21 protein-coding genes are annotated in these 20,454 nt (G+C 67.1%); 16 read left to right on the top strand and 5 right to left on the bottom strand.

The genetic code is table 11. The features are described from left to right. Nucleotides 1-48 precede the first annotated feature (48 nt). Nucleotides 49-843 (bottom strand): cytochrome C assembly family protein, encoded by a 795-nt coding sequence (locus tag ACVOKU_RS01690; protein ID WP_074900797.1) that lies wholly within the window; start codon nucleotides 841-843, stop codon nucleotides 49-51. A 122-nt stretch (nucleotides 844-965) separates the two neighbouring features. Between ACVOKU_RS01690 and ffh the strand changes: the two genes are divergently transcribed. The 11 genes from ffh to ACVOKU_RS01635 all read left to right on the top strand — a co-directional run bounded on the left by ffh (nucleotide 966) and on the right by ACVOKU_RS01635 (nucleotide 8,499). Beyond that, nucleotides 966-2,342: a signal recognition particle protein gene (gene ffh / locus ACVOKU_RS01685; protein ID WP_053518973.1), complete on the top strand. Its 1,377-nt coding sequence runs from the start codon at nucleotides 966-968 to the stop codon at nucleotides 2,340-2,342. Between the two features lie 93 nt (nucleotides 2,343-2,435). Beyond that, complete coding sequence (locus ACVOKU_RS01680) at nucleotides 2,436-2,870, top strand: hypothetical protein (RefSeq protein ID WP_197572021.1); 435 nt, start codon at nucleotides 2,436-2,438, stop codon at nucleotides 2,868-2,870. A 79-nt stretch (nucleotides 2,871-2,949) separates the two neighbouring features. Then, nucleotides 2,950-4,026, top strand: coding sequence for an NAD(P)H-dependent flavin oxidoreductase (locus ACVOKU_RS01675; protein ID WP_481558881.1), 1,077 nt, complete (start codon nucleotides 2,950-2,952; stop codon nucleotides 4,024-4,026). Further along, complete coding sequence (locus ACVOKU_RS01670) at nucleotides 4,023-4,805, top strand: aminotransferase class IV family protein (RefSeq protein ID WP_481558880.1); 783 nt, start codon at nucleotides 4,023-4,025, stop codon at nucleotides 4,803-4,805. Before ACVOKU_RS01675 ends, ACVOKU_RS01670 begins: the two co-directional genes overlap by 4 nt. 136 nt (nucleotides 4,806-4,941) lie before the next feature. Continuing rightward, nucleotides 4,942-5,202 carry a 30S ribosomal protein S16 gene (rpsP, locus tag ACVOKU_RS01665; RefSeq protein ID WP_005415733.1) on the top strand — a complete coding sequence of 87 codons (261 nt, stop codon included), beginning with the start codon at nucleotides 4,942-4,944 and terminating at the stop codon, nucleotides 5,200-5,202. Nucleotides 5,203-5,246: 44 nt separating this feature from the next. Then, on the top strand, nucleotides 5,247-5,759 hold the full coding sequence (gene rimM / locus ACVOKU_RS01660) for a ribosome maturation factor RimM (RefSeq protein ID WP_053518968.1): 513 nt from the start codon (nucleotides 5,247-5,249) through the stop codon (nucleotides 5,757-5,759). 2 nt (nucleotides 5,760-5,761) lie between these two features. Then, nucleotides 5,762-6,508 (top strand): tRNA (guanosine(37)-N1)-methyltransferase TrmD, encoded by a 747-nt coding sequence (gene trmD, locus ACVOKU_RS01655; RefSeq protein WP_074900807.1) that lies wholly within the window; start codon nucleotides 5,762-5,764, stop codon nucleotides 6,506-6,508. A 166-nt stretch (nucleotides 6,509-6,674) separates the two neighbouring features. Then, on the top strand, nucleotides 6,675-7,076 hold the full coding sequence (rplS, locus tag ACVOKU_RS01650; RefSeq protein WP_053518963.1) for a 50S ribosomal protein L19: 402 nt from the start codon (nucleotides 6,675-6,677) through the stop codon (nucleotides 7,074-7,076). Nucleotides 7,077-7,158: 82 nt separating this feature from the next. Next, nucleotides 7,159-7,539 carry a DUF6404 family protein gene (locus ACVOKU_RS01645; RefSeq protein WP_053518961.1) on the top strand — a complete coding sequence of 127 codons (381 nt, stop codon included), beginning with the start codon at nucleotides 7,159-7,161 and terminating at the stop codon, nucleotides 7,537-7,539. A gap of 79 nt (nucleotides 7,540-7,618) precedes the next feature. Continuing rightward, complete coding sequence (locus tag ACVOKU_RS01640) at nucleotides 7,619-8,095, top strand: DUF1801 domain-containing protein (RefSeq protein WP_481558879.1); 477 nt, start codon at nucleotides 7,619-7,621, stop codon at nucleotides 8,093-8,095. Further along, on the top strand, nucleotides 8,092-8,499 hold the full coding sequence (locus ACVOKU_RS01635; RefSeq protein WP_053518959.1) for a DUF1801 domain-containing protein: 408 nt from the start codon (nucleotides 8,092-8,094) through the stop codon (nucleotides 8,497-8,499). The genes ACVOKU_RS01640 and ACVOKU_RS01635 overlap by 4 nt, the downstream gene beginning before the upstream one ends. A 60-nt stretch (nucleotides 8,500-8,559) precedes the next feature. Here the strand turns inward: ACVOKU_RS01635 and ACVOKU_RS01630 are convergent, their stop codons facing one another. Next, nucleotides 8,560-10,017 (bottom strand): MATE family efflux transporter, encoded by a 1,458-nt coding sequence (locus tag ACVOKU_RS01630; protein ID WP_065174644.1) that lies wholly within the window; start codon nucleotides 10,015-10,017, stop codon nucleotides 8,560-8,562. Nucleotides 10,018-10,079: 62 nt separating this feature from the next. On the opposite strand from ACVOKU_RS01630, the gene ACVOKU_RS01625 reads away from it, so the two are divergent. Both ACVOKU_RS01625 and ACVOKU_RS01620 read left to right on the top strand, forming a co-directional pair. After that, nucleotides 10,080-10,316: a hypothetical protein gene (locus tag ACVOKU_RS01625; protein ID WP_053518955.1), complete on the top strand. Its 237-nt coding sequence runs from the start codon at nucleotides 10,080-10,082 to the stop codon at nucleotides 10,314-10,316. Nucleotides 10,317-10,325: 9 nt separating this feature from the next. After that, complete coding sequence (locus ACVOKU_RS01620; protein WP_481558878.1) at nucleotides 10,326-10,733, top strand: RNA-binding S4 domain-containing protein; 408 nt, start codon at nucleotides 10,326-10,328, stop codon at nucleotides 10,731-10,733. A 107-nt stretch (nucleotides 10,734-10,840) separates the two neighbouring features. Here the strand turns inward: ACVOKU_RS01620 and katG are convergent, their stop codons facing one another. From katG to mutS, 3 genes are all read right to left on the bottom strand, one after another. Further along, nucleotides 10,841-13,081 (bottom strand): catalase/peroxidase HPI, encoded by a 2,241-nt coding sequence (gene katG, locus ACVOKU_RS01615; RefSeq protein ID WP_481558877.1) that lies wholly within the window; start codon nucleotides 13,079-13,081, stop codon nucleotides 10,841-10,843. A gap of 147 nt (nucleotides 13,082-13,228) precedes the next feature. Continuing rightward, entirely contained in the window at nucleotides 13,229-13,837 is a 609-nt protein-coding gene (locus ACVOKU_RS01610; RefSeq protein ID WP_312553986.1) for a DUF937 domain-containing protein, read from the bottom strand. 159 nt (nucleotides 13,838-13,996) lie between these two features. Next, nucleotides 13,997-16,552 carry a DNA mismatch repair protein MutS gene (gene mutS, locus ACVOKU_RS01605; RefSeq protein ID WP_481558876.1) on the bottom strand — a complete coding sequence of 852 codons (2,556 nt, stop codon included), beginning with the start codon at nucleotides 16,550-16,552 and terminating at the stop codon, nucleotides 13,997-13,999. Nucleotides 16,553-16,721: 169 nt separating this feature from the next. On the opposite strand from mutS, the gene ACVOKU_RS01600 reads away from it, so the two are divergent. The 3 genes from ACVOKU_RS01600 (at nucleotide 16,722) to ACVOKU_RS01590 (ending at nucleotide 20,437) form a co-directional block, all read left to right on the top strand. Further along, a complete protein-coding gene (locus ACVOKU_RS01600) occupies nucleotides 16,722-16,850 on the top strand; it encodes a hypothetical protein (protein WP_481558875.1) in 129 nt (42 codons plus the stop codon). Next, nucleotides 16,847-17,197 (top strand): DUF6624 domain-containing protein, encoded by a 351-nt coding sequence (locus tag ACVOKU_RS01595; protein ID WP_481558874.1) that lies wholly within the window; start codon nucleotides 16,847-16,849, stop codon nucleotides 17,195-17,197. Before ACVOKU_RS01600 ends, ACVOKU_RS01595 begins: the two co-directional genes overlap by 4 nt. Before the next feature lie 375 nt (nucleotides 17,198-17,572). Further along, nucleotides 17,573-20,437 (top strand): M16 family metallopeptidase, encoded by a 2,865-nt coding sequence (locus tag ACVOKU_RS01590; RefSeq protein WP_481558873.1) that lies wholly within the window; start codon nucleotides 17,573-17,575, stop codon nucleotides 20,435-20,437. Nucleotides 20,438-20,454 lie beyond the last annotated feature (17 nt).

Genomic DNA, 20,454 nt, shown 5'->3' with positions numbered 1-20,454 from the left:
GCTACTGCTCTGCGCCGCCGGGCGATGCCCGGCGGACCTGTCATCCGATCAACGGGAGTGTCCGAAAACCAGCTCGATCGCGAACTGGCTGCCGAAGAAGGCCAGCAGCAGCAACAGCATGGCCGTCAATGTCCAGTGCACCGCCTTCACCCCGCGCCAGCCGTAGCGGCGGCGGCCGATCAGCAGCACGCCGAAAACGATCCACGACAGCACGCTCAGTACGGTCTTGTGCACCAGCTTCTGTGCAAGCAGGTCATCGACGAACAGGACGCCGGTGACCAGGGTCAGCGTGAGCAGGGCGAAGCCCACCGCGATGACCCGGAACAGCAGCGCTTCCAGATCGGCCAGCGGGGGCAGGGCGCGCAGCCAGGGTCGGAATTCGCGGCGGCGCAGCGCGCGTTCCTGCAGCCACAGCATGATCGCCAGCAATGCCGCGATGCTCAGCGTGGCGTAAGCCAGCAGGGCCAGCCAGGCATGGCTGGCCAACCGCCAGCCCAGCACCTTGCTCGGCTCGTGGCCATAGCCGTGATAGGCCAGCAGCAACAGCGCCGCGAGCGGAAACACCACCACGCCCAGCGCGGACATGCGGCCGCGTGCGCCCACCAGCGACGTCAGCCAGGCCATGCCCAGGCCCACCAGCGACAGCGCCGCGAAGAAATGCATGTCCGGCCCGCCGTTCGTGCGCATCGCCACCATCACGTGATAGCCGCCATGCAGCAGGATGGCCGGCAGCGCCGGCCACAGCCAGGCGGGCGAACCTGCCGCACCATCGCGGCCGAGCGCGCGCACCAGCAGGACGCTGGCGGCCAGGTAGAGCAGGACGGCGATGAGAACGATTGTCATCGTGGCAGTTTCGCATACCCCCGGGGTGCTGGCGACGGCCGCCGTGTCGCAGCCCGGGAGCAGGGGCGGACCGGCTATACTGTGAGCCTTATTGTCCCCCGTTTTCAGACAGGTCGCACCGCATGTTCGAGTCCCTGACCCAGCGCCTTTCCGGCACCATCGAGCGCCTGCGCGGCCGTGGCCGCCTGACCGAGGAGAACATCCGCGAGGCCACCCGCGAGGTCCGCATCGCGCTGCTCGAGGCCGATGTCGCGCTGCCGGTCGTACAGGCGCTGATCGAGCGCATCAAGGTGCGCGCCGTTGGCCAGGAAGTATTGAAGTCGCTGACCCCGGGCCAGGCCCTGATCAAGGTCGTCCGCGACGAGCTGACCGCGGTGATGGGCGCTGAAGCCAGCGACCTGAACCTCAACGTGCCGGCGCCGGCCATCATCCTGATGGCGGGCCTGCAGGGCGCCGGCAAGACCACGACCGTGGGCAAGCTGGCCAAGCACCTGAAGGAAAAGCGCAAGAAGAAGGTGATGGTGGTCTCGGCCGACGTCTACCGTCCTGCGGCGATCGAGCAGCTGAAGACCCTGGCCGAACAGGTCGGCGTGCTGTTCTTCCCGTCCAGCGCCGACCAGAAGCCGGAAGCCATCGTCCGCGCCGCCATCGACGATGCGCGCAAGTCGTTCGTCGACGTGCTGCTGGTCGATACCGCCGGTCGCCTGGCCATCGACGAAGCGATGATGGCCGAGATCAAGGCCCTGCACGCAGCGGTCAACCCGGCCGAGACCCTGTTCGTGGTCGATGCCATGACCGGCCAGGACGCGGCCAACACCGCCAAGGCCTTCGGTGATGCGCTGCCGCTGACCGGCGTGGTGCTGACCAAGACCGACGGTGACGCCCGTGGCGGTGCCGCCCTGAGCGTGCGCTACATCACCGGCAAGCCGATCAAGTTCGTCGGCGTCAGCGAAAAGCCGGACGGCCTGGATGTGTTCCATCCGGACCGCATCGCCAGCCGCATCCTGGACATGGGCGATGTGCTGTCGCTGGTCGAGCAGGTCGAGCAGCAGGTCGACAAGGACAAGGCGGCCAAGCTGGCCGAGAAGGTCGCCAAGGGCAAGAAGTTCGACCTGAACGACATGCGCGACCAGCTGGAGCAGATGCAGAACATGGGCGGCATCGGCGGCCTGATGGACAAGCTGCCGGGCCTGGGCAACATCCCGGACCACCTCAAGCAGCAGGTCAGCCAGGGCAAGGAAGTGCCACGCATGATCGCCATCATCAGTTCGATGACCAAGAAGGAACGGCGCAACCCGAACCTGCTCAACGGCTCGCGCCGCGCGCGCATCGCCAAGGGCTCGGGCGTGACTCCGGCCGACGTCAACAAGCTCATGAAGCAGTACATGCAGATGGAAAAGATGATGAGCAAGATGGCCGGCGGCGGCATGAAGGGCATGATGCGCAGCATGAAGGGCATGATGGGCGCCATGGGTGGCCGCGGCATGCCGTTCCGTTGATTTTCACCGGCGGGCGCGTGGGTGTCGGGATCTGCACTTGCGCGGCCGCTGCCGAATTGCTTGACTACCTGCGTGTCTGACAAGGGAATGTTCATGAACAGAACCATCATGGTGATCGCGCTGGCCTTTGGGCTGGTCGCATGCAAGGACGACACGTCCGTCTCGCAGAAGGCTGGCAGCGCCATCAGCGGTACGGCGGCGGATTTCGTCGCGGGACTCGGTGAAGGCGTGGACAAGCGCATGAACGTGACGCTGCAGGCCGATCCAGGCCTGGCTGCGCGCGGCCTGACCATCACGTTGGGCAAGAGCCGTGGCATGGGCTCCAAGGAGGCCGCGGTGTATGTGGTGGCTGACAAGGCCTTCAATGGCAAGCTGGTTGCGCGGGCACTGGACGCTGAGGGCTCCGAGATCGGTCGTGCCTCGGCTGATGTCGAATTCGCCGCCGACGACGCACGCTATGTGACTTTCCAGTTCAACGAGGAAATGGACAGCCAACTGGTCCGCAGCTACGCGGTGGCGGCGCGCTGACCTCCACGGCCGGATCTACGGATCAGACCAGTGACGACTGGCGTATGCTGGGCGGCGACCTCTCCCGCAGGTATGTCGCGTGAACGCATCGCCGATTCTTGAACGCGCCGACGCCTTCTGTCGGCGTTTTTCGTTGCAGCTTCCGATCCTCCTCGCCCCCATGGCCGGTGCCTGTCCGGTGCCGTTGTCGGCGGCGCTGGCCAATGCCGGCAGCATGGGCGCAATGGGGGCGGTGCTCTCCCCGGCCGCCGATATCGGGCGGTGGATGGATGAGTTCCGGGCCCTCTCCACGGGCCCGGCGCAGGTGAACCTGTGGTTGCCGGACCCGGCGCCGACGCGCGACGTGGTCGCCGAATCCGCCAGCCGTGCCTTCCTCGCGCAGTGGGGACCGGAGGTGCCGGCCAGTGCGGCCGATGCCACGCCAGCCGATTTCGAAGACCAGTTCGCCGCGTTGCTGGCCGCGCGCCCGGCGGTGGCCTCGACCATCATGGGCGTGCTTTCCCCCGCGCATGTGCAGCGGTTGAAGGACGCCGGCATTGCCTGGATCGCCTGTGCCACCACGCTGGCCGAAGCGCGGGCCGCACAGGACGCCGGGGCCGATGCGGTGGTTGCACAGGGGGCTGAAGCCGGTGGCCATCGCGGGGCCTTCGATCCGGCGCTGGCCGAGCGCCAGCTGGTCGGCCTGTTCGCACTGCTGCCGCGGCTGGCGGACCATCTTCAAATTCCGGTGATCGCGGCCGGTGGCATCGCCGACGGGCGTGGCATCGCCGCGGCATTGACGCTGGGTGCCAGCGCGGTGCAGATCGGCACCGCGTTCCTGCGCACACCGGAGGCAGCACTGGCGCCGGCCTGGGCCGACGCGCTGGCGATCACGGAACCGGAGGATACCTGGCCGACGCGTGCGTTCAGTGGCCGACTGGGCCGCGGCCTGGCAACGCCCTATGTACGCGCCGCTGCGGCGGCCGGTGCGCCGGCTCCGCGCCCGTACCCGGTACAGCGTGGACTGACCGGGCCGATGCGCGCGCAGGCCACACGCGAGAACCGGCTGGCGGCGATGCAGGCCTGGGCCGGGCAAGCGGCGTGGATGGCGCCGGCCCAGCCGGCCGCCGACGTGCTGCGCGGCATGTGGGAACAGGCGCAGGCGCTGCTGCGATGATGCTGACCTGCAACGGCCAGCCGGCGCAGGTGGAGGATCTGCTGCCGGCGCTGGTGAATTACGGGCACTTCACCTCGCTGCAGGTGCGTGGCGGAGCAGTGCAGGGATTGGACCTGCATCTGGCTCGACTGTCGCAGGCCACACATGAACTGTTCGGCAGCGAGCTGGACACGGCGCAGGTGCGGGGCTGGATGGCGCAGGCGCTGCAGAGGGCCGGTCTTGCCGACGCCTCGCTGCGGGTAACGGTGTTCTCGCGTCACTTCGACTTCCGCGATCCACTGGCCCGCGTGGCGGTCGATGTGCTGGTGGCGGTATCCGCGCCGGTATCGCTGTCCGCGCCGCGGCGCGTGCGCAGCGTCACCTGGCAGCGGGAGCTGCCGCAGATCAAGCACGTCGGCACGTTCGGCCTGTTCGCGCAGCGTCGCGCGGCGATGGCCGATGGGTATGACGACGCGCTTTTCGTGGACACGCAGGGGCACGTCAGCGAGGGCACGACCTGGAACGTGGCCGTGCATGATGGGCACCAGCTGATCTGGCCTCGCGCCGCCGCGCTGCGGGGTACCGCAGAGGCCCTGCTGCGTGCGCATTGGAACGGACCGCAGGTGTGCCGGCCCCTGCCGGCAGGCGCGTTGCAAGGCGTGCAGGCTGCGTTTGCCTGCAACGCCAGCGGACTCTGGGCGCTGCAGAGCATTGATGGGCGGGCCTTGGGCGGCTCGCTGGCGTTGGCTGAACAGGGCAGGGCGGTACTGGCCGGCGTGCCCTGGCAACCGCTTTCCTGAACGGATGCATGGCCTGCCGGCCGCCGGGCATGGCCCGGCGCTACCGTGACGCATGGGCTTGGCTCGGCCACGCTCTGCCGCTATAATCGCCCGCTTACCTCGCCATCCTGGCGACTGGGCAATAGGAAAACACACCATGGTCAAGATTCGACTGACCCGCGGCGGCGCCAAGAAGCGTCCGTTCTACCACATCATCGTCACCGACGTGCGCAGCGCGCGCGACGGCCGCAACATCGAGCGCGTTGGCTTCTACAACCCGGTCGCCCAGGGCGCCGAGAAGCGCATCGAGCTGGATCTGGCCCGCGTTGACCATTGGGTCAAGAACGGCGCCCAGCCGACCGACAAGGTCCGCAACCTGATCAAGGAAGCGACCAAGTCCCAGGCCGCTGCGGCCTGATCCTGACGGGCCACGCTCCGGCGTGGCCCTCCTGGTTGAAGCAGATGAAAGATATCGAGCGCCGCATCCTGCTGGGCAGGATTGTCGGCGCTTTTGGTGTGCGCGGCGAGATCAAGCTCGAGTCCTGGACCGAGCCACGTTCCGCCATTTTCCGTTACCAGCCATGGATCGTGCGCAGTCCGTCCGGCGTGGAAACCACGATTGAAGGTGTGCGGGGTCGCGACAGCGGCAAGCACCTGGTCGCGCGTTTCCCCGGCGTCGAGGACCGTGACGCGGTCGAAGCCATGCGTGGCACCGAGATCTACGTGCCGCGCAGCGCGCTGCCGCCGCCGAATCCGGATGAGTATTACTGGGTCGACCTGGAAGGCCTGGACGTGAAGACGACCGAGGGCGTTGCCCTGGGCCAGGTCTCGCACCTGTTCAGCACCGGCGCCAACGACGTGGTGGTGGTCCGCGGCGACCGCGAGCGGATGATCCCGTTCGTGCTGCCGGACTTTGTCGTCTCGGTGGACTTCGAGGCGAACCTGGTGGTGGTCGACTGGGATCCCGAGTTCTGAGCATGCGTTTCGACGTCATCACCCTGTTCCCCGAGTTCCTCGCCCAGTCTGCTGGACTGGGCGTGGTCGGGCGCGCGCAGGAGAAAGGGTTGTTCAGCCTCCACGGCTGGAATCCCCGTGATTACGCCGAAGGCAACTACCGCCGGGTGGACGACCGTCCCTTCGGCGGTGGCCCGGGCATGGTGATGCTGATCGAACCGCTGCAGGCCTGCCTGCAGGCGATCCGCGATGCCGATCCGACCCCGGCCAGGGTGATCTACCTCAGCCCGCAGGGGGCGCCGTTGACCCAGGCCAAGGTCCGTGAACTGGCGGCGCTGCCGCGCATGGTCCTGCTCTGTGGCCGCTACGAGGGCATCGACGAGCGCTTCCTGGAAGCCAATGTGGACGAGGAGATTTCCCTCGGCGACTACGTACTGTCCGGCGGCGAGCTGGGCGCAGCGGTCATCATCGACGCCGTGGCCCGCCTGCAGGAGGGGGCCCTGAACGACGCTGAATCGGCGGCCCAGGACAGCTTCGAGGGCGACCTCGGCCTGCTCGACTGCCCGCATTACAGCCAGCCGGCCCAGCACCCGCTGGGTGACGTGCCGGAGGTGCTGCGCTCGGGCAACCACGCGGCCATCGCCGCCTGGCGCCGCCAGCAGTCGCTGGTCCGTACCGCCCAGCGGCGCCCGGACCTGCTGGATGAACAGGCGCTGGGCAAGGCCGACCGGAAGCTGCTGGAGCAGGGCCGCCAGGCCCGGAAACAATAGGCCAGCCCCTAGCGCAGGGCGGGCGTTATCGGCTATCATGGCCAATTCCCGCCGGCCCCGGCTGGCGTGCGCAGTACCCAAAACAAACGTGCAGCACAGTCCGGTGACTGCATGAGCCTACGTTGTCGAATCGACACGCCCACCCGAACAAGAATCGGTGTAACCCATGAGCAAGCTGAACAAGTCCATCGTCGCGGAATTCGAATCCGCCCAGATCACCCGCGAACTGCCGAAGTTCAGCCAGGGCGACACCGTTGTCGTCAACGTGAAGGTGAAGGAAGGCAACCGTGAGCGCGTGCAGGCCTACGAAGGCGTTGTGATCGGCACCAAGAATGCCGGCCTGAACTCCTCGTTCACCGTCCGCAAGATCTCGCACGGCTACGGCGTCGAGCGCGTCTTCCAGACCCACAGCGCCATCATCGACTCGGTCGAAGTGAAGCGCCGCGGCAAGGTCCGCGCCGGCAAGCTGTACTACCTGCGTGGCCTGGAAGGCAAGGCTGCCCGCATCAAGGAAGACCTGGCTGCCGCTGCGCAGGCCAAGGCTGCCCGTCTGGCCGAAAAGGCCTGATAGACAACTCCGGTTGTTGCCGCGACGGCCGCCTTCGGGCGGCCGTTTGCGTTTGTGCTGATGCATCCGCTAGGTTCGTGCGATGAACAAGAACGACCTGCGCTATCCCGACCGCATCCGCGCGGCGCTTCGTCTGCTGGACGACAAGGGTCTGCCGCGCGCGCAGTCCGCACCGTTGCTGCATCGGACGCTGTGGCGGATGGGCGTCGCTGTGCCGCCGCCGATCCTGGCCGGTTTCCGCATCAACGCGCTGGTGCAGGGGCTGCTGTTCGGCCTGTTCTGGTGCGCCCTGATGTGGCTGCTGCTGTGGCAGGGCGGTGAGCGTCCACTCGGCCTGCTGCTGGGTGCCGGATTGCTGGCGGGCGGCCTGTTCGGTGTGGTGATGGCGCTCCTGATGCGCTCGCTTCAACGCCAACGACAGCTGCCCGAATGGCGCCAGTTCCTCGCCTCGCTGGCGGACTGAAGCGATGGCGCAGTGCGCCGTGACCGCAGGCCGCCGATGGCGTTAGTCTGCGGCTTCATTCCCATGCATGCGCCGTGCGATGCCTTCCAAGCGAGCCGCACCTTCCACTGCACCCCGGCTCCTGTCCGGGGGAAATCCGCAGATCGCCAAGGGCGAGGGTGATGCGCCGGTGCAGGCGTACATCGCCGCCATGCCGGACTGGAAGCAGCCTGTCGGCGCACGCCTCGACGCACTGATCGGCCAAGCCGTGCCCGGCGTGCACAAGGCGGTGAAGTGGAACTCGCCGATGTACGCGGTGGCCGCCGATGCCGGCTGGTTCCTCAGCTTCCATTGCTTCGCCCGTTACATCAAGGTCGCGTTCTTCCGCGGCGCGGCCCTGCAACCGATGCCACCGGAGCCGTCCAGAAGCGCCGATACCCGCTACCTGCACATCACGCAGGAGGGCATGCTGGATGAAGCGCAGTTCCTCGAGTGGGTCCGCCAGGCCGCTGCATTGCCCGGCGAACGCATGTATGCCCGCCATTCCGCACGTTCCGCCGACGAGAGCACACGATGACCACGCATGCACCGAACCCCGACGACGCCGGAACACCCGCGGCCGCACTGATCGATGCGCGCATCGCGGAACTGGGTGACTGGCGCGGTGAAACGCTGGCACGCGTTCGGGCGCTGATCCATGAGGCGCTGCCGGAGGTGCAGGAAACCTGGAAATGGCGGGGCACACCGGTATGGGAGCATCACGGCATCCTGTGCACCGGTGAGACCTACAAGCAGGCAGTGAAGCTGACCTTCGCCCAGGGGGCGGCCTTGCCGGACCCGAAGCGCCTGTTCAACGCCAGCCTGGAAGGCAACACGCGGCGCGCGATCGACATCCATGAAGGCACCATGCCCGATGCCACGGCGTTCAAGACCCTGATGCGCGCGGCGGCCAAGCATAACGCCGCGAAGAACAAGCGGTAGCGCCGGGCCATGCCCGGCAGATTTCCGGCAACCCGTGCGCTCGCCGGGCGTGGTCCGGCGCTACCGGGTCACGGCATCCGGGTCCGCCACCGGTGACGGCGGGCAGGCGGGAATCTCCGACGGTGTGGCAATCGCCTCGGCCTTCGCGGGTGTGCTGATCATCTTCGCCTTGCGCCACCCCCCCCAGCGGTAGTACGCCAGCGACAGCAGCATCGACACCAGAGAACTGACCGGGAAACTCCACCAGATGGCATCTGCGCCCCAATAGGGCTGCAGCAGTTCGGCGAACGGAACGCGCACGCCCCACAGTGACGCGGCCAGGATCAGCAGCGGTGGAATCACCGCACCCGTCGAGCGCACCACGCCGGAAATCACGAAGCTCACGCCGAAGAACAGGAACGAGCCAATCACCACATGGTTGAGGTGGCGCGCGATCTGCAGCGACTCGCTGCCCTGCGGCAGGAACAGGGCCAGCGAGTACTGGTCCAGCAGCACCAGCGGCAGGATCAACGCACCGGTCAGCAGGAAATTGAACAGCACGCCCTTGCGTGCGGTGCCGCGCACGCGATCCCACTGCTGGGCACCCACGTTCTGTGCGGCCATCGTCGAACAGGCCGCGCCGATCGCCATCGCCGGCATCTGCACGTAGTTCCACAATTGCAGCGAGGCGCCATAGGCCGCTGCGGTTTCGGTGCCGTACTGGTTGACCATGGTCATCAGCAGGATCACCGACAGCGAGATCAGCACCATCTGCAGGCCCATCGGCACGCCTTTGACCACCAGTGCCTTCAGGATGGTCAGGTCCAGCTTGAACAGGCGCATGTCGGCGCGACCCAGCCACAGCGTGTGGCGCTTGTGCCGCATGTACAGCAGCAGGCCGCCCAGCGAGAGGGTCTGCGACACCAGCGTGGCCCAGGCCGAACCGGCGATGCCCAGCTCCGGGAACGGACCCATGCCGAAGATCAGTACCGGATTCAATGCAATATCCAGCACCACCGACAGCAGCAGGAAGCGGAACGGCGTACGCGAGTCACCGGCACCGCGCAGCGCGGCGCTGAGGAAGGCAAAGGCATACAACGTCGGCATGGCCAGGAAGATGATGCGCAGATAGGCCTCGGCCAGTGGCAGCGAGGCCGCCGGCGTACCCATCGCCGCCAGCAGCGGGTGGGCCATGAACCAGCCGGCGATGGCGATGATCGCCGACAGGCCGATGAAGAACGTGGCGCTGGTGCCGACCACGCGCCGTGCCTGGGCGATATCCCGTGCACCGATGGCCTGGCCGATCAGGATGGTGGAGGCCATGCCGAAGCCGAACACCGAACCGATCAGGAAGAACATGATGTTGTTGGCGTTCGCGGTGGCGGTCAGTGCCGCTTCGCCGAGGAAGCGCCCGACCCATACCGCGTTCACCGAACCGTTCAGCGACTGCGCGATGTTGCCCGCCAGGATCGGCAGCGAGAACAGCAGGAGATTGCGGCCGATCGGGCCGGCGGTCAGGTCAAGCGGCGCTTTGGCCATGGGGTGGTGATCGAATCCCGGGAGGCGCACACTAGCACCAAGCCGGTTCGCGGGATGTGGCAATGCATCAACGACAGCAGGTGAGGTCGATGACGTTGGCCTTGATTGGCGGCCTGTTGGCCGCATGTTCGTCGGGAGACCGGCTGGGCGATACCCAGGTGCGGCCGACCGACCGCCCCGAATGCCTGGTCGGCAGCCAGCGCCAGGATCTCGCTGCCGGAGCACCGACCTTGATCGGGGGCAGCGGCTGCCGCACCGACCCCGACAATCCGCGCCCCCTGAACAAGCGAACGGAGTAGTACCTGCCGATGCCTGAGCTTTCCCCGCTGTCGCCCAGTGTCCGTCTGGACATCTGGTTGTGGGCGGCCCGCTTCTTCAAGACCCGCAGCCTGGCCAAGCAGGCCATCGAAACCGGCAAGGTCAGCGTGGCCGGTCAGCGGCCGAAGTCCTCGCGCGCGGTGCGCGTGGGTGAGCACCTGCTGGTTGATCGCGGCGAGGAGCATTTCGAGATCCAGGTGATGGGCCTGAGCGACCAGCGCGGGCCTGCCCCGGTCGCGCACCAGCTGTATGCCGAGAGCGAGGCCTCGAAGGCACGGCGCGCCGAGCAGCGCGCACTGCGCATCGCCGCGCGCGACGGCTTCCAGCCACCGGAGCACAAGCCGGACAAGCGCGCGCGGCGTCTGATCCGCGCGCTGGGCGACATCGACGCGCTGTAACGCGAACGCCCCCAAGCAGCGCCGGGCCATGCCCGGCGAGCCCTTCAGTGGTAGCACCGGGCCATGCCCGGTGGGCCTTCCGACAGCAGCGCCGGGCCTGCCGGTGATCAGCCGTGCAGGTCGTATCGGTCCAGCTCCATCACCCGGGTCCACGCCGCGACGAAGTCCTGCACGAACTTCTTCTCGCCGTCTGCACTGCCATAGACCTCTGCCAGCGCACGCAGCACCGCATTGGATCCAAATACCAGATCAGCACGGGTCGCGGTCCAGCGTGCGGCGCCGTCGTTGCGGCTGCGGCCTTCGTAGGTTTCACGACCGGTGGCCTTCCACTGCGTGCCCATGTCCAGCAGGTTGACGAAGAAGTCGTTGCTGAGTGTCCCGGGCCGATCGGTGAAGACGCCATGCGCGCTGCCATCGGCGTTGGCACCCAGTACGCGCAGGCCACCGACCAGCACGGTCAGTTCCGGAGCGGTCAGCGTCAGCAGTTGCGCCCGGTCGATCAGCAGCGCTTCGCCCGGAACGCTGTAGGCGCCCTTGAGGTAGTTGCGGAATCCATCGGCCGCCGGTTCCAGCACCGCGAACGATTCCACGTCGGTCTGTTCCTGGCTGGCGTCGGTACGGCCCGGCGTGAACGGTACGCTGATGTCGTACCCACCGGCCTTGGCGGCCTGTTCGATGCCCACGCCACCGGCCAGCACGATCAGGTCGGCCAGCGACACCTGCCTTTCACTGCCGGCATTGAACCCGCTCTGCACCTTTTCCAGCGCGGCCAGCACCTTGGCCAGACGGGCGGGCTGGTTTACCGGCCAGTCCTTCTGCGGTGCCAGGCGGATGCGCGCACCATTGGCGCCGCCCCGCTTGTCCGAGCCACGGAAGGTGGAGGCCGACGCCCAGGCCGTGGAGACCAGTTCAGAGACGCTCAGGCCGCTTGCGGCGATCGCCTGCTTCAGGGTGGCCACGTCCTTGGCATCAATGAGCGGGTGCTTTGCGACCGGCAGCGGATCCTGCCAGATGAATTCTTCGGCCGGTACTTCCGGACCCAGATAGCGTGCGCGCGGCCCCATGTCGCGATGGGTCAGCTTGAACCAGGCGCGCGCGAACGCATCGGCAAACGCCTGCGGATCGGCCAGGAAGCGGCGCGAGATCTTTTCGTAGGCGGGATCCATGCGCAGCGACAGATCGGTGGTCAGCATGGTCGGACGGTGCTTCTTCGAGGCGTCGTGCGCATCGGGAATGACCGCTTCGGCATCCTTGGCCACCCATTGATGCGCGCCGGCCGGACTCTTGGTCAGTTCCCATTCGTACTTGAACAGGTTCTCGAAGAAGTCATGGCTCCACTGCGCAGGGGTACGGGTCCAGGTGACTTCCAGGCCACTGGTGATGGTGTCGCCGCCCTTGCCGCTGCCGAAGCTGTTGGCCCAGCCCAGGCCCTGGCTCTCCAGATCGGCCGCTTCAGGCTCCTTGCCGACGTTGTCTGCCGGGCCGGCGCCATGGGTCTTGCCGAAGCTGTGCCCGCCTGCGATCAGCGCCACCGTCTCTTCATCGTCCATTGCCATGCGGCCGAACGTGTCACGGATGTCATGTGCAGCCAGTACCGGGTCGGGGTTGCCGTCAGGGCCCTCGGGATTCACATAGATCAGGCCCATCTGCACTGCGGCCAGCGGGTTCTCCAGCTTGCGCGAATGCACGTCGCCATCGGCATCGTCATCGGACACCAGCACGCCGTGGGATTCCACCACGCCTTCGGAGCCGTGCTTGTAGCGCACGTCACCGCCCAGCCATGTGGTTTCGCGGCCCCAGTACACATCCTGATCCGGTTCCCAGGTATCGGGACGGCCACCGGCGAAGCCCAGTGTCTTGAAGCCCATCGACTCCAGCGCGACATTGCCGGTCAGGATCAGCAGGTCGGCCCAGGAGATGGCCTGGCCGTACTTCTGCTTGATCGGCCACAGCAGGCGTCGCGCCTTGTCCAGGCTGACGTTGTCCGGCCAGCTGTTGAGCGGAGCGAAGCGCTGCTGGCCGCGGCCGCCGCCACCGCGGCCATCACCGATGCGATAGGTGCCGGCGCTGTGCCACGCCATGCGGATGAACAGGCCGCCGTAGTGACCGAAATCGGCCGGCCACCAGTCCTGCGAGTCCGTCATCAGTGCTTTCAGGTCTGCCTTCAGCGCGGCATAGTCCAGGCTCTTGAACGCCGATGCGTAATCAAAGCCGGCATCGAGCGGGTTGGAGCGCGCGGAATGCTGGTTGAGCAGGTCCACGCGCAGCTGGTTCGGCCACCAGTCGCGGTTGGTCGTCGCGTCACCGACGACGGCATGGTTGAAGGGGCACTTCGCTTCGCTTTTCATGGGTCTCTACCTGTGGACTGGCGAAAGGTGGAATCGGGGGAGGCCCGACCCACATTAGGTGGCGCCTGTGGATCGGTAAATTCGATTGATTCAACCAATGCGATAGTGTCTGTCTATTAGGTCCGGGGCTTGTACGGGTGTGTGCGATCAGCGCTTGAGCAACCCCGCGCCGAGCTTCAGCAGGTCGCTGGCCCCGAACTGGCCGTCGCCGTCCTGATCGAGCACCCCGCCCAGCATGCTGCCGATGCCGCCGGACTGCTGCGCCTCCTGGCCGAGGGCGCTGCTGAGTTCGCTGGCGTTGCCCTGCTGGGCGAAGCGCTGGGCCAGGAAGGACATGACGATGGGCGCAAGGATCGCCAGCAGCTTGCCGGAGGTGCCGCTGTCCAGGCCGGTCTTCTGGCCAAGCACCTGCGCGGCCTGCGGCTGCTGGCCACCGAAGATGTGGCCGAGGATGCCGGCCCCATCGGTGGCGCCGCTGCCGCCGCCACCCATCACTGCGCCGAGGATGCTGCCGAGGTCGAAGCCGCCACCCCCACCAGTGCCCAGATGGTCACGCTGCAGCGCATTGAGCAGGGACTGCGCGCCCTGCGGCTCGCTGGCGTTCTGGCCCATCGCGCCCAGCAGCAGCGGCAAGGCGCTGCCCACCGCCTGGGTGGTCTGGCTGCTGTCCAGGCCGAGCTGCTGGGAAACCTGCTGCAGGCCCTGCCCCTGCTGCAGCTGCTGGAAGAGGGATGCGGCGAGGGATTCGGTGTTCATGGCGGTCTCCGTTCTGTGAAGGAAGGACCGCCCGAGCATAACGCCGCCTGCACGACGGAAATGCGAAGGCTGCCGGGCGCAGGCTCGGCTCCGCCGGGGGGAGCGGGGGGCGGCGTTGCGCCGGCCCCACGCACGCTGCAACGCGCGCTCGCCTGTCGGTTACAGCAGTGACTTCAGCCGATACAGCGCTTCCAGCGCCTGTTTGGGCGTCAGTTCGTCCGGATCGATGGCGGCCAGCGCCTCCTGCGCCTTGCTGGACGGGGCATTGAACAGGCCGAACTGCTGCGGGGCATCCAGCGCCTGAGGGGCCAGCTCCGCCGCATGGCTCTCGCTGCCCCGTTGCTCCAGTTCGGCCAGGCGCCGCCGCGCCTGTGCCACGGTCGATCGAGGCAGGCCAGCCAGCGCGGCCACCTGCAGTCCGAAGCTGCGGTTGGCCGGGCCGTCCTTCACAGCGTGCATGAACACCAGCGCTTCGCCATGCTCGACCGCATCCAGGTGCACGTTGGCGATACCGCTGCGGCCGCCCTCGTGCTGCTCGTCGGCCAGCGCGGTCAGCTCGAAATAGTGGGTGGCGAACAGTGTGTAGCAGCGGTTCTCGTAGGCGAGGTGGCGGGCCACCGCGTCGGCCAGGGCAAGGCCGTCATAGGTGGAGGTGCCGCGGCCGATCTCATCCATCAGCACCAGCGAATGTGGGCTGGCGTGATGCAGGATGTAGCTGGTCTCGGCCATTTCGACCATGAAGGTCGACTGCCCGCGGGCGAGATCGTCGCCGGCGCCGATGCGGGTCAGGATGCGGTCGATCGGGCCGATCACAGCGCGGCTGGCCGGCACGAAGGAGCCGATGTGGGCCAGAAGCACGATCAGTGCATTCTGCCGCATGTAGGTGGATTTACCGCCCATGTTCGGGCCAGTGATGACCAGCATCCGGCGGCCCGGGTGCAGGTCCAGATCGTTCGGCTCGAAGGGCTGCTCGCGCACGGCTTCCACGACAGGGTGACGGCCGCGCTCGATCTTCAGGCAGGGTGCCGTTTCCAGTTCCGGGCGCGACCAGTCCAGTGCCTGCGCGCGCTCGGCGAATGCGGCCAGCACATCCAGTTCGCTCAACGCGGCGGCACACTGCTTCAGCGGCTCCAGCTGTGCGCCCAGCGTGTCCAGCAGCTGCTCGTACAGGAACTTCTCGCGCGACAGCGAGCGGTCGCGCGCGGACAGTACCTTGTCCTCGAACGCCTTCAGTTCTTCGGTGATGTAGCGCTCGGCGTTGGTAAGGGTCTGGCGGCGCGTGTAGTGCACCGGTGCGCGGTCGGCCTGGCCCTTGCTGATCTCGATGTAATAGCCGTGCACACGGTTGTAGCCGACCTTCAGTGTGGCAATGCCGCTGCTTTCCCGCTCGCGCCGTTCAAGGTCGACCAGGAACTGGTCGGCGTTCGTGGACAGGCGCCGCAGCTCATCCAGCTCCTCGTCGAAGCCATCGGCCAGCACGCCGCCATCGCTGAGTTTCAGCGGCGGCATTTCAGCGATGGCACGTGCGAGCAGCTGCGCGCAGTCATCATGCTCGCCCAGCGCGGCGTACAGCGCCTGCAGGCGTGGCGAGTCCAGCGGCGCGAGCACGTCGCGCACCGCCGGCAACAGGCCCAGGCCATCGCGCAGTGTCGAGAAATCGCGGGGGCGTGCCGAGCGCAGGGCGACGCGGGTGAGGATGCGCTCGAGGTCACCCAGGCGACGGAACTGTTCGCGGATGTCGCCATCGCTGCCGCGATCGATCAGCGTCGCTACCGCATGGTGGCGCTGCACCAGCACCTCGCGCAGGCGCAACGGGCGATGCAGCCAGCGACGCAGAAGGCGGCCGCCCATCGGCGTGACGGTGCTGTCGAGCACGCCCAGCAGGGTGTTGCGGGTATCACCGTCGACCCGCGTATCCAGCTCCAGGTGGCGGCGGGTCGCGGCGTTCATGGCGATCGCCTCGCCGGCGGTTTCCATCGCGATCGAGGTCAGGTGCGGCAGGCGCTGCTTCTGGGTTTCTTCAACATAGCCGAGCAGGGCGCCTGCGGCGGCCGTGGCGCGTGGCTTGTCGTCGATGCCGAAGCCGCTCAGGTCATGCAGCTTGAAGAAGGCCAGCAGCTGCCGACGACCGCTGTCCGCATCGAACAGCCATGGCGCGCGCCGACGCACACCGCTGCGCTGGCGCAGGAAGTCCGGCCAGTTCTCCTCGTCCGGCACCAGCAGCTCGGCCGGCTCCAGGCGCGCCAGCTCGGCTTCCAGCGCGTCGTCGGTGTCGACCTCGTTGACCAGGAAGCGGCCACCGGCGAGGTCGGCCCAGGCCAGGCCGTAGCCCTGCCGGGTGCGCGACAGGGCCATCAGCAGGGTGTCGCGGCGTTCGTCGAGCAGTGCTTCGTCGGTGACCGTACCGGGGGTGACGATGCGGACCACCTTGCGCTCGACCAGCCCCTTGGCCAGGGCCGGGTCGCCGATCTGCTCGCAGATCGCCACGGATTCGCCCAGCGCCACCAGGCGTGCCAGGTAGCCTTCGTAGGCATGCACGGGCACACCGGCCATCGGAATCGGGGCGCCGCCGGAACTGCCGCGCTGGGTCAGGGTGATGTCGAGCAGGCGTGCAGCCTTGCGTGCATCGTCGTAGAACAGCTCGTAGAAGTCGCCCATGCGGAAGAACAGCAGCAGATCCGGGTACTCGGACTTCGCTGCGAAGAACTGCTTCATGAGGGGCGTGTGTTCTGCACTGGTCTTCGATGCAGACGGTTTCGCTTTTGAATCAGTGGTTTGCAAGAGAGCTTCCTACCGGTTGTAGCGGTCGATCCGGGGCCACGGCGGCGGCAGTGACTCAAACAGGATCACATTGATGGTGCGACAGGCACACAGCGGATCGACCATGGATACGGTTGTTGCGACGCAGGCAGATGCCCGGCGCCGTCGACGCACCAAGTTTAAGCTGACCTACCGGCAAATCTGCCAACGGGGCATTATCGGCCGAGACATCACGCAGGAGGTGGAGCTGTGACGCGGCGATTCGGTCCATTGTGGGTGATTGCGATCCTCTTCGCGCCGCTGGCAGCCAGCGGTGGGACGCCTGCTGACCCGGAGCTGCGCGGCGAGCTCCTGCGGATGAAGGATGCCGATCAGGCGGTCCGGGACCTTCCGCTGACCACGGAGGGCGAGGAGAAGGTGCTCAGTGCCGTCGATGCGGTGCATACCGCTCGGCTGAAGGCGATCGTTGCGGCCCATGGCTGGCCGACCGTGGCGCAGGTGGGCCAGGACGGGGCGGACGCGGCCTGGCTGCTGGCCCACACGCCGACAAGGATCCGGCGTTCCAGCGCTCTGTTGCGGAAGCCATGGCGCCCTTGGTAGCGACGGGGCAGGTCAAAGCGTCCAGTTACGCCTACCTCTGGGACCGCACCCACGACCCCCAGCGCTATGGAACGCAGGGGCGTTGTGTAGACCCGGGGCGTTGGGAACCACGCGCGGTTGAAGCACCTGAGACGCTTGACGAGCGTCGCGCTCGAATGGGCCTGGCGCCCATGGCGGAGTATCAAGCGATGGTCTCCAGGCATTGCGAGCAGTTTGGGCGTTAAGATCGGATCAGCATTGGGGCACTGCGCGCGGAGAGGCAGGGGTGAGGCCTGCTTTTCTGAAAGGGACCTTGGCAGCCCCAGACAACTCCGGTGGGCCAACGTGGTGTTGCAGGGCTTGCGGGTGGGCAACGACTTGGCGGGGGATGGACGCATGAGCGCTTTCGTAGGTGGTGCGAAGAGGCTGCTTTGGACGGTGCTGGCAGTGGGCACTTTCACGGTGCCGGTGGCGGCGCGCGATATGGAAGCGGCGTCGCACGCTCCGGCTGCAGCCCCGCACGCGATGGACATCCCCTTCGAGCGCTTCACGCTCCCCAATGGGCTGCGTGTCATCGTGCACACCGACCGGAAGGCGCCCATCGTGGCAGTTCACCTGTGGTATCAGGTCGGATCCGGTGATGAGCCTGTCGGTCGCACGGGTTTTGCGCACCTCTTCGAGCATTTGATGTTCCGCGGCACCGAGCACTACCGCGACGCCTACTACGGCCCGCTGCAACGCGTGGGCGCCACCGACGTCAATGCCACGGTTACGCCGGAGCGCACCAACTACATGCAGGTGGTTCCCTCCACGGCGCTGGACCTGGCGCTCTGGATGGAGTCCGATCGCATGGGGCATCTGCTGGGTGCCATCGACCAGAAGGCGCTGGACACCGAACGGGGCATTGTCGAGAACGAGAAGCTGCAGCGGCGTGGCGTGCCTTACGGACTCGTATGGGAGCAGCTCTCCCGGTCAAGCTACCCGCCGGGGCACCCGTACCATCATTCGACTTTCGGATCCGCACGCGATCTGCAGGCGGCCACGCTTGCCGACGTCCAGGATTGGTTCCGGACCTGGTACGGCCCAAACAACGCGGTGCTGGTGCTGTCAGGCGATGTCGGCGTTGAAGAGGCCAGGAAGAAGGTCGAGTCCTATTTCGGGCATATCCCAGCGGCGCCCGACGTAACAAGGGATCCCGTGGACGTCGCCAAGCGGGCGTCCACCACCCGGGAAACGTTGTCCGATCAGGTGCCTCAAGCGCGCGTTCACCGGACATGGAACATCGCAGCTCGCGGGACGTCGGACTTTGATCAGCTGCGGGTGTTGGCTCACATTCTGGGAGGAGGCAATGCCTCCCGGCTGGGCAAGCGCCTGGTGCACTCCGATCAACTTGCCACTGACGTCACGGCCGAGGCAGGGGGGCAGCTCGGATCGCGCTTCATGATCGTCGCCAACGTGCGCGACGGCATCGATCCGTCGACCGTGGAAGCCGCCATCGAGGCTGAGCTTCAGCGTCTGCTGACGGACGGTCCCACCCTCGATGAGGTGCAACGCGCGCGGACCGCGATGCGGGCCGAGTTCGTGAAGAGCATCGAGCGAAACGGTGGGATGGACGGAAAGGCAGAAGTGCTCGCCGCCTGTGAGGTATTTGAAGGCGATGCAGGCTGTTATCGGCGGTCCGGCGACGTGGTGGCAGCCGCCACGCCGGACCAGCTGGTTCGCGTCGCTCGCCGTTGGCTGGGACAGGGGGATCACATCCTGACGGTCATTCCAGGCGCCCGCGCTGCGTTCGCTGAGGAGGCCGTGCCGGTTGACGCGGTGTCCCACGCGCAAGGCCCGGGCAAAACCCATCGCGCTGCAGCACCGGGCGTGGATCGCAGCGCAGGGCCGCCGATTCCTGGAAGCTATCCGGAGTTGAGATTCCCTGCGATCGAGCGGGCGGCGCTGTCGAACGGCACCCACGTGATCCTGGCTCGACGGGACGACGTCCCGCTTGTTCGCATGTCCTATCAGTTCCCGGTGGATCCCGCGGCAACTGCGGGTCTGGCAGACATGGCGTTGAGCATGCTGGCGGAAGGGGCCGGGGAGTACGACGCTCTGGCGTTCGCGGCGCGCGCTGAATCGCTGGGGGCGGAGCTGGGTTCCAGCGTCGACGTGGGCAGCGGCGCGGTGACCCTGGTCGGTCTCAGAGACACGCTTGACGATTCGGTTGCGCTGTACGCGGACATGCTGCGCCGACCGCGTTTTGAGCCGGCAGCAATGGAGCGCATGCGTGCGGGCAGGCAGGGCGCCCTTCGAGAGGAGGCGGCCAACCCGCAGCGCTTGGCCACGAGCCTTCTCCCTGCGTTGCTGTTCGGGCTGGATCACCCTTACGCGCAAGCCTTCGGACGCGGCACCGTGGCATCCGTTGAGGCTTTGCGCCGCGATGACCTCGTGGAGTTCCACCGCGCCTGGATCCGGCCGGAGCGGGGCACGCTTGTCGTGGTCGGGGATACGACGCTCCAGGAGCTGGTCCCGGTCCTTGAGAGGCATCTGGGTGACTGGCGCGGGTCGGGTGGAATCCCTGAGGTGCGCATCGACGACCACCTGCCGGCGCAGACGAGGCCACGGGTGTATCTGGTAGACAGCCCTGGCGCTCTGCAGGCCACCCTGGTGGCCGGGCAACTGGTCGCGCCGAGTTCAGCCCCCCGGACGTTGGCCTTCGAGGTCGCCAATTCCGTCCTGGGCGGATCGCCAAGCGCGCGCCTCAACATGAATCTACGAGAGGCCAAGGGCTGGTCCTACGGGGTGATCTCCAGTGCGGCCAATGCCCCCATAGCGCGACCCTGGCGCGTGGTGGCGCCGGTGCAGTCCGACCGCGTGGCGGAGGCCATGGCGGAGATTCATCGCGAGATTGCGGAGTACGCGTCCGGACCGGCGCCTGCCAGGCAGGACGAGGTTGCTCGCTTCCGGGACAGCCAGGTGCGGCGTCTGGCGGGCAGTTTCGAGACACGGGAGGCCGTCGCCTCGGAGATCGCAGACATCGTGCGGTTCGACCGGCCAGACGATTGGACCACACAGCGCAGCAGCGCTCTCCGACAACTCGATCTCAACGAGGTCCGGGCCGCTGCTGCCGCGCTGGATGCCGACAGGTTGACGTGGGTCGTGGTGGGTGACCTGTCCCGTGTCGAGGCACCCGTGCGCGCCATGGGCTTCGGGGAGGTAACAGTGATTGACTCACAAGGACATCCTGCTGGCGGGCGGCCCGACGAGAAGCGCTGAGTCGCACACTCCTTCAG

The organism is Stenotrophomonas sp. STEN147 (assembly GCF_056757995.1).
Note: the sequence above shows the minus strand (reverse complement) of the source record. Positions and strands in the feature narration are given on the sequence as shown.